Source organism: Humisphaera borealis (assembly GCF_015169395.1).
Taxonomy (GTDB): Bacteria; Planctomycetota; Phycisphaerae; order Tepidisphaerales; family Tepidisphaeraceae; genus Humisphaera; species Humisphaera borealis.
Genome location: NZ_CP063458.1, coordinates 2135968 through 2147889 on the forward strand (window position 1 = coordinate 2135968; position 11922 = coordinate 2147889).

Here is an 11922-nt window from a genome sequence, read left to right on the forward strand (position 1 = left end):
ACAATCGTTTGGATTGCCCCATGCTGAGCCTTTTCGACGCATCACGAATCAAACGCCTGCTCTGCCTGGGGGCCCATAGCGACGACATCGAGATCGGTGCCGGGGGCACTCTACTCCGACTGCTGACCGAAAACCCTGCAATCGAAGTGCGATGGGTCGTCTTCTGCGGGGCAAGCGACGCGCGCCGCGCCGAGGCCGCCGCGTCGGCCGATCAGTTTCTCGCTGGCTGTCGAACGAAGACGGTGGAGATTCACAGTTTTCGCGACGGCTACCTGCCCTCTCAATGGGACCAGGTGAAGGACCAGTTCGAGCTGATTAAGAAGTCGTTTCAGCCGGACCTGATCTTCACGCAGTTTCGCGACGATCGGCACCAGGATCATCGCACCATTTCAGATCTCGCCTACAACACCTGGCGGGACCACACGGTTCTTGAGTACGAGATCCTCAAGTACGACGGCGACCTGGGCCGGCCCAACGTCTACTCGCCGATCTCTGCGGAACACTGCGACCGGAAGGTGCAGTTGCTCATGGATTGCTTCGGGACACAGCGGTCGCGGCAGTGGTTCACGGAAGACACCTTCCGCGCGATGCTCCGGGTTCGCGGCGTTGAGTGCAATTCGCCGTCGAAGTTCGCCGAGGCGTTTCATGTCCGCAAACTGGTGATCTGAGGGATCGGCGCTATCGACGCTTCAGAACTGTGATGCGATTTTCCCGCCCCCGTTGAGCAATCCGAACCCGAACGTAGAATGCCGCCGGATGTCCCGTCCGCCGGCCATTACTTTCGAGGTATCGATGCCACGACTCAATCTCCCGACCGTTTTTGCGATCATGCTCCTGGGCTCGTTGTTCACCGGCTGCAAAAGCGCCAGCAACGCGTTCTGGGAGAAGATGGGTTACGAGAAGCGCGAACTGCTCGTGAGCGACGTTAAGAAAGCCCGCGACGAACAGAACAAGGCCAAGGAAGAGATCAAGACTACGATGGAGCGGTTCAAGGAAGTGACCAACTTCCAGGGCGGGGAACTCGAGACGAAGTACAACAAGCTCAAGAGTGCCTACGACGACGCCTCCAGTCGGGCGGGCAAGGTCAGCGGCCGCATCAAGGACGTCGAAAAGACGGCCGGCGACTTGTTCAAGGAATGGGAAACGGAACTCGGCCAATACACCGACGCCCAACTCCGAGCCCAGAGCAAGCAGAAGCTTGACAGCACGCGGGCGCAGTACAGCCAGCTCGTAGGCGTCATGAAGCAGGCCGAGAGCAAGATGACGCCGGTGTTGCAGGCGTTCAACAACCAGGTGCTCTATCTCAAGCACAACCTCAACGCCGCCGCGATCTCGTCCCTTCAGGGCACGGCTGCAAGCATCGATTCGGATGTCACCAAGCTGATCGCGGAGATGGAAGCATCGATCAAGGAAGCGAACGACTTCATCAAGACCATTGAGAAGTAAACGTTTCTCTGCCTGCTGGCAGCCAAACAGAAGAAGCCGGAGCAATCGCTTGCTCCGGCTTCTTCTGTTTTGGTCTGAGTGCGGCTCTGTTGCCAGCGCGACAGAGACGCGTGTTTTGCAACGGCAGACGGATTTAGTCCATGGATCGCTTCGAAGCCGCTTCGAAGCTGAACTTCTGCCCGCCGAGCGAAGCCTCGGCCATCGCTCCGCCGGTCGGACGGACATATACGGCGACACCGTTCTTGAAGTCGGTTGATGCCCCGGCGCCTTCCTTGAGGATAACGGCGCTGGCATTGGCAGAGCCGGTCCATTCGTTGTTCTTGAACTTCATCATGGTCTCGGCATTTTCGAAGACCATCAGCATGTCGTACGACTGGCCACCCACCTGGGCACCAACGGTGGCCTGCTCGATCTTGGCGTAGCCGACAAACTTGCCTTCCTGGTACACCTCGCCACGGCCGAAAGCGCCGCCGACCAGTGCTCCGCCTTTGCCGACTTCGGGGAAGATGGCGTAGCCGAAGCCACGGGAAATGACCCGTCGGATTTCAGGATTATTGCGCTCCATCGCCTTCAACGAAACTTCAGCTCGGTCCGAAAGCGTCTCCTTTGCGGTCTGTGTTTCCGGAGCGGTCGTGCAGCCGATAAGGCCGCCGCCGAGGGCAAGTGCAGCGGCCAATGCGAGGGTGGTCGATTTCATGATGGGTCTCCTTCTGAACTGCGCCCCGGTTCGATGTCGTCCGACGACTCGAAACAAAGACGCCAATGTCAATCGAAGGACGGTAGGACCGACATGTCGTGAAATGGCGATTAAATCGAACACATCCGTGTGCCATACATCGTCGGCGACCATGGGAGAGGGCCGGTTCGACCGGCCGAAATCAGCGGTTTCAACTCGCCCTGAGAGCCGGGGCCAACGCTTTGCCCGTTCTGAGCGTAATACCAGTCGTCCGTCGATGATGCGCCTCCCGGTGCGGTAACACCGTCCTTTCGGCCGGAACCGGGATAATCGTCCGTGCACGGAACTGCGACGCGCGCTGTTACCGTCGTTTGCTGTCTCCAATTGAATATCCCGGGCACAGCGGACATGATCGCGTCGTCACCCCAGGAGGAAGACTGCCATGAATCGCTACCGAACTCATCTTTTGCTTGCCAGCCTGTTGGTCCCCGCCCTGCTCATGTCGTTCAACTCGGTGGCAGCCGACAAGCCGGCCGAATCGACCAAAGCAGCGGCCCCCAAACCGGATGCGGACGGCTTCTATTCTCTGTTTGATGGAAAGAGCCTCGACGGCTGGAAGGTCAGCGAGAAGCCCGAGACGTTCAAGGTGGAAGGCGGCAACATCGTCATCAACGGTGAGCGCTCGCACCTGTTCTACGTTGGGCCGGTCAATAACCACGAGTTCAAGAACTTTCACTTCAAGGCCGAAGTGATGACCTTCCCCAACAGCAACTCGGGCATCTATTTCCACACCAAGGTACAGGGAGAAGGCTGGCCCGCCGCCGGTTTTGAATGCCAGGTGAACAATACGTTCGTGAAGGACCCGCGCAAGACCGCGAGCCTGTACGCCGTCAAGGATGTGAAGGAGCAGATCGTCGAGGACGGCAAGTGGTTCCAGTACGAGATCATCGTTAAGGGCAAGAAGATCGAGATCAAGATCAATGGCAAGACGGCCAATGAGTTTGAAGTCACCAACGACTACAAGGCTCCGCCGAAGATGGAAGGCCGTGTCCTTGGCAGCGGAACGTTCGCCCTTCAGGGTCACGATCCGGGCAGCAAGGTGATGTTCCGAAACATCGCGGTGAAGCCGCTGGAGTAATCGGACACCGTGATGATGGACGAGATTCGAATGACAGTCTCAGGACGCTGATTCGTTTCGTCGTTTGAGTTGAAGGTTCGTTCGCGTCTGGCGTTTCGCCATTCGGCAGTCCTGTGTCTTCCCCGGAGGATCGATGCGCGTGTCCCGCCTGTGTGTGCTTTTTGGTGCATTGCTCGTTTCAGCCACCGTGGCTCTTGCCGGCGGATCGTGGCCACAGTTCCGCGGTCCGACACTGCAGGGCGTGGCCGACGACAAGAATCTGCCTGTCGTGCTCGACGAAAAGACCGGGGTTGTCTGGAAGACGGCCGTCCATGGGAAGGCCTGGTCGTCCCCAGTCGTTGCCGACGGCAAGGTCTGGGTATCCACGGCGACGCCGGACGGCAAGAAGCTCTCGATCATCCGCCTCGACGCAGCGACGGGTAAAGTTGAACTCGACGAAGTGCTGTTTGAGGTCGTCAACCCTCAGTTCTGCCATGCCTTCAACAGCTACGCCTCCCCAACGCCTGTCATCGAGGGTGATCGCATCTACGTTACGTTCGGGTCGCCGGGTACCGCGTGCCTTGATGCCAAGTCCGGAAAGAAGATCTGGGAGCGCACCGACTTTGTCTGTAATCACTTTCGTGGCGCCGGTTCGTCTCCGATCCTTTGGCAGGATCGTATCCTCCTAAACTATGACGGCAGCGACTTTCAGTTCGTCGCCGCCTTGAACAAGGTGACCGGTGCCACCATCTGGCGAACGGACCGTACCGCCGACTACAAGGACATCGACCCCAAGACCAGCAAGCCCAAGGCTGATGGCGATTTCCGCAAAGGGTTCTCCACCTGTCGTGTTGTTTCCATGGGTGGTACTGAACAATTGTTGAGCGTCGGCGGCAAGGCCGCCTACGGCTACGATCTGGCCACCGGCAAGGAACTCTGGCGGATGGATTTCGCGCCGCTGGGTATCGAAAGCCACACACCGGCTTTCACGCCGGTTGTAGGCGACGGACTGATCTACCTGGCGACCGGTCATGGCAAGGGCGAATTGCTGGCGATCAAGACGGATGGTCTGAAAGCCGGTGGAACGACCGGCGAAAGCCAGGTCGCCTGGCGGTTGAAAAAGAACGTCCCGAATCGCTCCTCGGCACTGCTCCACGACGGACTTCTTTACATCACCGACGACAGCGCCATCGCGAGCTGCCTCGACGCCAAAACCGGACAGGAATACTGGAAAGAACGCATCGGCGGCAAAGGCTTCAGCGCGTCGCCGATGTTCGCCGACGGCCGCATCTACTTCTTCAGCGAAGGCGGTGTCGTCACCACGATCGAGCCAGGCAAAACGCTCAAGAAGCTGGGCGAAGGCGAGTTTGCCGACGGGTTCATGAACAGCCCGGCAATCGTGGACAACGCATTCATCCTCCGGACCAAGACGAGCGTCCTGAGGGTGCAGAAGTAGTTGGGGCCAAGCCGCACCTGGCTGTCGCGGCAATCTGTTCAAGTCCTTCCGGTGGGGCAGGCACCGAACGTGTCTGCCCCACCGGTCGTTTCACACAGACCTTTCGGGAGTAGGAATGATGAGGTCGAACTTCGGATTCCGCGCCTTGGTGTGCATGGCGGCTGTTGCCCTGCCGGTGATGTCCGCCCTGGGGCAGGCCCCGCCGTCTACAACACCCGCCAGCAAGCCCGCAACTGTCCCGGCGGAACTCCCCGGCTTCCGCACGGTTGCGACGGCCGAGACCACAAAGATTAAGGCACCCACGTCGGGCACCGGCTCGGTGCTGGGTTATCTTGGGATCGCTGTCAAAGGTCAGGACGGCAGGGTCGTCGTCGAGGAGGTCGATGACCATTCGCCGGCATCATCTGCCGGGATCGTCGCTGGCGATGTGCTGACCCGTATCAACAGCACCGAGATCCGGCAGCCTTCGCAGGTTGCCGAGTCGCTGCTGGCACTGGCGGCCGGCGATTCGGTCAAGCTGGGCGTGGTACGGGACGGCAAGCCGAAGGAGCTGTCGGCCACGCTCGCGCCGACGAGTCGACCGATGAAGCTCAGTGCGACCCGTGCGATCATGGGTATCACGCTCAAGGAAAGCTCGGAAAGCGACGGCGCACTGCTCGACCGGGTCACCAGCGATCTCCCCGCCGCCAAGGCAGGGTTGAAGTCCGGCGACATGATCACCCGCATCGACGACGCCGCCGTCGGGGCGATGGTCAACATCACCGAGATGCTCGCGTCCTACGCGCCGGGGGACACGATTACCGTCCGCTATCGACGCGGCAATGAGACCAGCGAAGTGAAGGTCACGCTGGTGGCCGATCCGCGCGCCGGCACGGATGTTCGCTCGTACGTACCGGCGAACATCTTCAAGAAAGATGTGTTCCGTCTGGCGGTCATCACGATCGAGTACCCCGATACGCCACGCAGCGACAAAATTACCGCCAAGGCCTGGAACGATGCGCTGTTCAGCAGCGGCACCTACACGGACAAGAACGCCACCGGGCAGCCGGTATTCGGCAGCATGGCGGACTATTTCCGCGAAGTTTCCTGCGGCAAGCTGAAGGTCGAAGGAAAAACGTTCGACCCGGTGAAGGTCGCGAAGAACCGCGCCGACTACGCCGCCGGTACCGGCGACAGGCGGATGCTGAACGAAGCGATCGATCTGGTGCTGAAGCGTGACGGAGCCGATTCCATGCGCGCGTTCGACGGCGTCCTGTTTCTGCACTGTGGTGGACGCGTTCAAACCAACCGCGGCAATGTCTTCTGGCCCCACCGCAGTGTGCTGCTGCACCAGAACCGGCGGTACTCCTACTTTATCTGTCCCGAAAGCAGCACGGCCAACGGCGATCGGATGAACAACATCTCCGTTTTCTGCCACGAGTTCGGCCACATGATCGGCCTGCCCGATCTCTACGCACGTCCTGAAAATCCCGGCAGCGAGGGGCTCGGCCAGTGGTGCTTGATGAGCAACCAACTGGGCAACGGCAAGCCGCAACACATGAGCGCCTGGTGCAAGGAGCAGCTCGGCTGGCTGACCCCCACTGTGATCGATCCGACAGTGAAGCAGAAGCTGGTCCTTTCGCCGATCGAAGGAACCACCGACCAGTGCTTCAAGATCCTCGCCCGGCCGGACGGGTCGGAGTATTTCCTGCTGGAAGTGCGGAAGAAGACGGGTTTCGACATCGATCTGCCCGGTGACGGCTTGCTTATCTGGCGGGTTGTTCGCGGCCGGCCGATTCTGGAAGAGTCGCACGGCGTTGACGGGCCCCTGGGACCGCGAAGCTACCTTCGCTCAGTGCCCTTCCCGACAACCAGTAACCACTCGTTCACCCCCTACACGACCCCAAGCAGTAAGTCGCAGCTCGGCGGCGGGATGCCGGTGTTTATCACCGACATCGAGAAGCTCCCCGACGGACGGGTGACATTCGCCGTCGGCTACCAGAAGTATTGAACCCAACTGAGACATAAGCCAATTTTTAGCAGCGGCTTATGCATTGGATTCGGCGGTGGTGCCGGTTAGGCATGCCCCTGCGGTGCGGCAATGACGCCACCGCATACTCACCCATTTCATGCCCGCATCAGGCCATCCGCACGATTGATCGACTGAGGGTACTTTTCGTCACCGGCCGAGTGACCGGGAAGTCAATCAGTAACGATCAAACCAGAGGAGTTTGCGGATCATGAGCAGCGAAGGATCTAACAGGCGGTATGCGTGGGGCTGGACAGTGGCGGCGGTCGTGGCGGTCAGCGGCGCTGTCATGTGGCAGGGGCAGAACCGGGCCGGAGCACGGCAGTCGGCCGCTCCCGATACCTCTACGCCCAAGGGACCTCACGTCGTCGCGTCATCGCCGATCGAAGCCGGCCGATACATCGTCAAGGTCGGCGGATGCAACGACTGCCATACGCCCGGTTTCGCGATGACCAACGGCCAGGTTCCCGAGTCGGAGTGGCTCGTGGGCGAGAAGATGGGTTTCCGCGGGCCCTGGGGTACCACGTATGCCTCAAATCTGAGGCTGTTCGTTCGGGACCTCTCGGAGAACGATTTCGTCCTGATCGTCCGCAACCGCAACACCCGCCCGCCGATGCCGTGGCCGTCGTTGCACGCCATGAGCGATCAGGACCTTCGGTCGCTGTACGCCTACCTGAAGTCTCTGGAGACCAAAGGTGAACGCGCCCCCGATTACGTTCCGCCGACCGAAGAGCCCGTGACGCCGTACCTGAGCTGGCAGCCGATCTTCCCCAAGTCCGCACGACCGGCCGACGGAAAGTAGGCACGTCTGGTGACACCTCGCAGAAAACAGCCCGGCCTCCCCGCCACAATTCAACAGGCAGGGAGGCCGGGTGATTTTGTTTGGTGCCGATGGGTTCGGTTGTACAATCCGCAGGCTATGCACTGTCGGACCGCGTTCCTGGCGTTTCTCCTGTTGATCACCTGCGCTACTGACCTGCTCGCCGCCGATCTCCCTTCGACACAGCCCGCCAAAGCCCTGACGCGCTTCCCGACGTTTGGCGTGGCGTTCGAGTTGCCGGGCGGTTGGACGGAGATCCCAAGGGAAAAGTCCGGACGGATCGGCCAGTGGATTAGCGCCGACTCGAAGCCGGACGCCATGCAGTCGCTGATCATGATTGAGACCGGTCGTTCCGGCGGCAACACGCCCGATCTGTTCGCCAAGGGACTGGCACGGAACTTCGGCGGAATTGTCCTCGACGAACCGACAACCCTGGGGGGTGAACCGGCATTGCGAGTCCGGGCCGACAACCACGACGATGAAGTGGCCCCTACCGAGGCGGTCGTGTGCGTTCGGGCCGGCAACGTGTACCTGGTAATGGGCGGAACCAAGAAAGGCCGGAGCGTCCAGAAGGAGATTGACGCCGTCGCTGCCAGTTGGAAGTGGACGGACCTTCAGAAGCCGGCAAGCCAGTTGGAACTTCACGCGGCGCCGTTCGCAGCATTTGACGGCTCGGTTAGGCTGAATGCACCGCGGATGATGCATCAGAATCCTGCTGACGACCCGGACGCGCAGCTGGACCTCGCCTTGTACAACCTGGCGCGTAACACGGCCGACTTCCGGGCGACGCTGACGCTTGTATCGCTTGAGAAAGGCGAAACGCTCGAGAACGCATGTGAGCGATTCATGAAGGACGTGACTGGACGGTACAAGTTTGTGAAAGAGGGTCCGGCGTGGCAGCCGCGAAAGGCAGCGACGACGCGTTTCATGACCGGCGTGGTCGAAGCCGCCCGCCCGCAGCCGGCCGAAACGGACACTTTGCACCACCAATGGGCGCTTGTAAGTTTAGGCGAACAGAGTGCTAAGGTCGTTTTGATCCACTTTTCGCACGAAGCCGAGACCGATGAGGAGCGGCAGAAGTTCGAACAATCGGCCGAGCAGATCGTGATTTCCGTCGAGCCGGTGAAGAAATAGCCTGGCTCCGGGGTCTAACGCTCGAGCGTTAGGCGGGCCGGGCGAGAGGAAAGCCGGCCGGCCCGGGCAGGCAGGATTACGTTCGGTCGGAAATCACGGTCCGGAATTGTGTTATCATTCTCAATTGTTCGGTTATACTGCGGCCAAGCTGGACTGGCCGTATCTTCGTTGTGATTGCTACCAAAAGAGTTACCTAGGCTGCGGGGAGGGTAGGCGGTGTGATGCCGCCGACGCCCGCATGCCGCCTCGGCCGACGCGTCTGACCATGGCGCGGGAGGGTTTTCATGCCGGTTTTGTTTGACACGCTCGAGTCTCGCCAACTGTTCATTTCAGTTGCGCCATCGAGTTTTGAACAGTATTGGATCGAGCTCGTCAATCGGGCACGGGCCAACCCTGCGCTCGAGGCCACCCGTTTGGGAATCGACCTGAACGAGGGTCTGGCTGCCAACACGATCAGCACGGCTGCCAAGCCGCCCCTGGCGCTCAACGGCTTCATCACTGACGCTTCCGGGCCGACCCCGGGCAATGCGCTTGTTGCACCCCTGCAGCACGCCCAGTGGGTTCGCGTTAACGAGCAGATTTCGCTCGTCGGCGCTCTCGGTTCGCTGCCGATCGACAGGTTGATCGCCGCCGGCTACGTGTTTACCGGCACCGCCCAAGGCAACGCTGAGAACGTCACGGCGCTGGTCAACCCAACCCAACCTCTTGATATCGCAGCGGTTGACACGATCCATGCCAACCTGTTCATCGACTCCGGCATCCTGAACCGGACGGATCGGGTGAACCTGTTCAGCACCAGTTATCGAGAAGTCGGCGCAGGTCTGGACCAGGGCACCTGGACGCCCACCGGTCAGCCCGCACAGCAGGCAGTCGCGGCGGTCATGGACTTCGCACTTGCGACCAACAACTCGGCCGGCGACGTGTTCCTGACCGGCGTCGCTTACAACGACAACATTCTTGCCGACAACTTCTACACGCCCAACGCCGGTAACGGCGAAGGCCTTAACAACGTCACCGTTACCGCCCGTCGCCTGAGCGATGGCGCTACCTTCACGACGGCAACGTTCCCCTCCGGCGGCTACTCGCTGCGGCTGACCCCCGGTACCTATGAGGTCACCGCCACCGGCGGCGGCTTGGGCACTGGCAATGCGGTCATCTATCCCGCCGTCGTGGTCGGTGGTCAGAACGTGAAGCGAGACTTCACCACGCAGCAAATCGTCACCGCCCCGGTTAACCCGGGCACGGTCGGACCGCCGACGCCGAACCCTGTTACGCTCAAGGGCGACATCAAGGGTAAGGTCCGGATTGATCGCGCGGGTCTGCGCAACAAGGAAGATCTCCGGTATACCGAGGCCGTCATCGGGGCGATCGTTTACGTCGATCTGGACAATAGCGGCACACGCAACAGCAACGAACCGTTTGGCAAGGTGCTGCCCAACACCAATCTGGTCGGTAACGGCATCTACAACATCACCGGGCTGAATCCGGGTGTTTACAAGCTGCGTGTGGAAGCCCCGTCTGGCTACCGCGTAAGCATCCCCCGCTCGACTGTACAAGACGTCACCATCGTCAGTGGCAAAGTGGCCAAGCCCAAGGTGTTTGCGTTGACCGAACACACGCTTGTGAGCGGCCGCGTCTACAAGGACGCGAATTTCAACGGAAACTTCGAGTCGACTTTCGACAAGGGTCTGGCGGATTGGCGCGTCTTCATCGATCTGAACAACGACAGCATCTGGCAGCGGGAGACCGAGCCGGCGGTGAAGTCGGAATCAGACGGTTATTATGCGTTCCGCGACCTTCTCGTCGGTACCTACACGATTCGCGTCATCTCCAAGTCCAACTTCATCCAGACCGAGCCGACGAACAACGGCGCTTATGTCGTGCAACTGCAGGGATCGGCGCTTGATGTGATCGATCGCGACTTCGGTCAACGTCAGGTCACGCAGTCGCCCCCACCGCCTCCAGGCGGCTCAACGCCGACGATTACTGACCCGGGATTCGAATCACCGTCGCTCCCGGGAACCTTCCAGTACAATCCCCCGAATCCTGGTTGGACCTTCCTTGTAGGTGGTGGAATTTCTGGCAATGGCAGCAGCTTCACTGCCAGCAATCCGCCGGCTCCAGAGGGAACCCAAGTTGCCTTCCTGCAAGTCGCAAACGCGGTTGTAAGTCAGTCCATCACTGGATGGTCATCGGGCACCTATCGCGTATCTTTCCAAGCCGCAGCAAGAGCCGGTCTTGGCGGAACAATGGATTGTCAGGTCTTGATAGACGGCCAGGTAGTCGGGACATTTACCCCTTCAACCACGTCGTACCAAGCCTTTACAACCAGCACGTTCACGGTTGTGGCCGGGTCACATACGCTCCAGTTCAAGGGCATCAATACCCCGGGCGGCGACCAGACGGTGTTCCTGGACAGCGTGTCGATTCTGCTGGCTTGATCGGCCTTTGGTCTTCGCCGCGATGTTGTCTCGGCCGGGTCAAACCGTCGAACGATAAACCGGGTCGATTCCCGGATCACAGACTCACACGCCGCGGGTTTAGCGACCCGCGGCGTTTTTGATTCGCCGATAGCCCGCGTTTCGCCCGGGATTGTCCCACGGCGATGTAAGGCGGTGGGGCGCGGTTCGTTATCCCTGCTAAGACATGGTGCGTACTCCCTCCAAATCCGCGGCGAGCCTGGGACTCTTGTTGCTGCTGTCGGCGGTTGCCTGGTCGGCCGCATCCGATGCCAAGCGGCCGGCGACCCGACCAGCGGATCAACCCGTCAAAGATGTCGAGGGTCGGTTGTGCCACCCCCTTTCGACTGGCGGTGCCAAGGCAGCAGTAGTATTTTTCCTGAGCCATGACTGCCCGATCTCCAATGGCTACTCGCCGGAGATCAACCGAATCTGCAAAGAGTTCGGTGGCGACGGGAAAGTCGTCTTCCATATCGTCCACCCGTACGAGAAACTCTCGGCCGACGAGGCCCGCAAGCACGCCAAAGAGTTCGCCTACACCGTTCCCGTGATCGTCGACGCAGACAAGCAACTCACTCGCTCCCTGCGAGCCACGACAACACCCCAAGTGTTTGTCTTGACCCCCGACGGCGAGGTCGCCTACAGCGGGAGGATCGACAATCTCTGGAGCGGGTTTGGTAAACGCCGAACTGAGCCGACCGTTCGAGACCTCCGCGATTCCCTCTCGGCAATTCTTGCGGGCAAGCCGGTCCCGAACCGCTCGACCGATTCCATCGGTTGCCCGATTGAGCCGTAACCAATTGGCT

General features: G+C 60.4%; 10 protein-coding genes. 9 read left to right on the forward strand and 1 reads right to left on the reverse strand.

Annotated elements, in window-relative coordinates; translation table 11 throughout:
* The first annotated feature begins 20 nt into the window (after positions 1-20).
* Both IPV69_RS07975 and IPV69_RS07980 read left to right on the forward strand, forming a co-directional pair.
* Positions 21-668, forward strand: coding sequence for a PIG-L deacetylase family protein (locus IPV69_RS07975; RefSeq protein ID WP_206294487.1), 648 nt, complete (start codon positions 21-23; stop codon positions 666-668).
* A 124-nt stretch (positions 669-792) separates the two neighbouring features.
* Positions 793-1446 (forward strand): DUF2959 domain-containing protein, encoded by a 654-nt coding sequence (locus IPV69_RS07980; protein WP_206294488.1) that lies wholly within the window; start codon positions 793-795, stop codon positions 1444-1446.
* A 133-nt stretch (positions 1447-1579) separates the two neighbouring features.
* Here the strand turns inward: IPV69_RS07980 and IPV69_RS07985 are convergent, their stop codons facing one another.
* Positions 1580-2143 (reverse strand): lipid-binding SYLF domain-containing protein, encoded by a 564-nt coding sequence (locus tag IPV69_RS07985; RefSeq protein ID WP_206294490.1) that lies wholly within the window; start codon positions 2141-2143, stop codon positions 1580-1582.
* A 421-nt stretch (positions 2144-2564) separates the two neighbouring features.
* Between IPV69_RS07985 and IPV69_RS07990 the strand changes: the two genes are divergently transcribed.
* The 7 genes from IPV69_RS07990 (at position 2565) to IPV69_RS08020 (ending at position 11912) form a co-directional block, all read left to right on the forward strand.
* The gene (locus IPV69_RS07990; protein ID WP_206294492.1) at positions 2565-3260 is read left to right on the forward strand and encodes a 3-keto-disaccharide hydrolase; all 696 of its coding nucleotides are present in this window, start codon (positions 2565-2567) and stop codon (positions 3258-3260) included.
* A 133-nt stretch (positions 3261-3393) separates the two neighbouring features.
* Complete coding sequence (locus IPV69_RS07995; RefSeq protein WP_206294494.1) at positions 3394-4695, forward strand: outer membrane protein assembly factor BamB family protein; 1302 nt, start codon at positions 3394-3396, stop codon at positions 4693-4695.
* A gap of 118 nt (positions 4696-4813) precedes the next feature.
* Positions 4814-6685, forward strand: coding sequence for a M6 family metalloprotease domain-containing protein (locus tag IPV69_RS08000; protein WP_206294496.1), 1872 nt, complete (start codon positions 4814-4816; stop codon positions 6683-6685).
* Between the two features lie 229 nt (positions 6686-6914).
* On the forward strand, positions 6915-7505 hold the full coding sequence (locus tag IPV69_RS08005) for a hypothetical protein (protein WP_206294497.1): 591 nt from the start codon (positions 6915-6917) through the stop codon (positions 7503-7505).
* Between the two features lie 117 nt (positions 7506-7622).
* Positions 7623-8657, forward strand: a complete 1035-nt coding sequence (locus tag IPV69_RS08010) for a hypothetical protein (protein WP_206294498.1) — start codon at positions 7623-7625, stop codon at positions 8655-8657.
* A 284-nt stretch (positions 8658-8941) separates the two neighbouring features.
* A complete protein-coding gene (locus IPV69_RS08015; RefSeq protein WP_206294499.1) occupies positions 8942-11098 on the forward strand; it encodes a hypothetical protein in 2157 nt (718 codons plus the stop codon).
* 205 nt (positions 11099-11303) lie between these two features.
* Complete coding sequence (locus tag IPV69_RS08020) at positions 11304-11912, forward strand: redoxin domain-containing protein (protein WP_206294500.1); 609 nt, start codon at positions 11304-11306, stop codon at positions 11910-11912.
* Positions 11913-11922 lie beyond the last annotated feature (10 nt).